Genomic DNA, 1,092 nt, shown 5'->3' with positions numbered 1-1,092 from the left:
TACTGTTATTGACTGCTTACGCACAAATGATGCACAAATTCAATTGAAAATAAAAATTATTTAAAACATAAAACTCCTGTAACCCTTAATACACAAGAGTTACAGGAGTTAACTTTAGCTTAGCTGATACTTCGCATTCCTGCTTAAATATGCCTCCGGTGGGGGTCGAACCCACACTCCCTCAACGGGAACTGGATTTTGAGTCCAGCGCGTCTGCCAATTCCGCCACAGAGGCATCAGCTAACTAAAAGGTGGTAATCGGATTTGAACCGATGATAAAGGTTTTGCAGACCTCTGCCTTACCACTTGGCTATACCACCAAATAGTTAAGATTAAGTAATAAGCTTAATCAAAAGGGCGGTATGTGGGATTCGAACCCACGCGTGCCGGACCCACAAACCGGTGTGTTAACCAAACTTCACCAATACCGCCAAAATATTCAGTTAAGCAGGGATAGTAGGAATCGAACCCACAATGACGGTTTTGGAGACCGTAGTTATACCGTTTAACTATATCCCTATAAAATGGGGGAGAGTGGATTCGAACCACCGAACCCGAAGGAACGGTTTTACAGACCGTCGCGTTTAGCCAGACTTCGCTACTCCCCCATAAATGGCGCGGGACGGAATCGAACCGCCGACACACGGAGCTTCAATCCGTTGCTCTACCAACTGAGCTACCGAGCCATTGTGTCATGGGTATATACAACTATTAAGTTGTAATGGAGAATACAGGGCTCGAACCTGTGACCCCCTGCTTGTAAGGCAGATGCTCTCCCAACTGAGCTAATCCTCCAAAAGTGACCCGTGCGGGATTTGAACCCACGATACCAGCGTGAAAGGCTGGTGTCTTAACCACTTGACTAACGGGTCATATTAACGGAGAGTAAGGGATTCGAACCCTTGATACAGGCTTTAACCCGTATACATCATTTCCAATGATGCTCCTTCGGCCAGCTCGGACAACTCTCCAATATCCAAGCCCTGGCACAATTAAGACCAGGTGCCAAAGCTTGATTTTGCGTGGCAACGTCCTATCCTCGCAGGGAGCGATCCCCCAACTACTTTCGGCGTGTTGAAGCTTAACTTCTGT

General features: G+C 46.8%; 9 tRNA genes. All 9 read right to left on the bottom strand.

The window, feature by feature from the left end:
- Window positions 1-150: 150 nt before the first annotated feature.
- Window positions 151-235, bottom strand: a tRNA-Leu gene (locus AACL61_RS07900).
- 14 nt (window positions 236-249) lie between these two features.
- Window positions 250-320, bottom strand: a tRNA-Cys gene (locus AACL61_RS07895).
- Between the two features lie 36 nt (window positions 321-356).
- Window positions 357-431: transfer RNA gene (locus tag AACL61_RS07890), tRNA-His, on the bottom strand.
- A 17-nt stretch (window positions 432-448) separates the two neighbouring features.
- Window positions 449-519: transfer RNA gene (locus AACL61_RS07885), tRNA-Trp, on the bottom strand.
- Between the two features lie 6 nt (window positions 520-525).
- Window positions 526-608: transfer RNA gene (locus AACL61_RS07880), tRNA-Tyr, on the bottom strand.
- 5 nt (window positions 609-613) lie between these two features.
- A tRNA-Phe gene (locus AACL61_RS07875) sits at window positions 614-686 on the bottom strand.
- 36 nt (window positions 687-722) lie between these two features.
- A tRNA-Val gene (locus AACL61_RS07870) sits at window positions 723-795 on the bottom strand.
- Between the two features lie 5 nt (window positions 796-800).
- Window positions 801-872, bottom strand: a tRNA-Glu gene (locus tag AACL61_RS07865).
- Between the two features lie 7 nt (window positions 873-879).
- Window positions 880-971: transfer RNA gene (locus AACL61_RS07860), tRNA-Ser, on the bottom strand.
- Between the last annotated feature and the right edge of the window lie 121 nt (window positions 972-1,092).

The organism is Limosilactobacillus reuteri subsp. porcinus (genome assembly GCF_036621895.1).
Taxonomy (GTDB): Bacteria; Bacillota; Bacilli; order Lactobacillales; family Lactobacillaceae; genus Limosilactobacillus; species Limosilactobacillus reuteri_J.
This window is presented reverse-complemented; position numbering and strand designations above follow the sequence as displayed.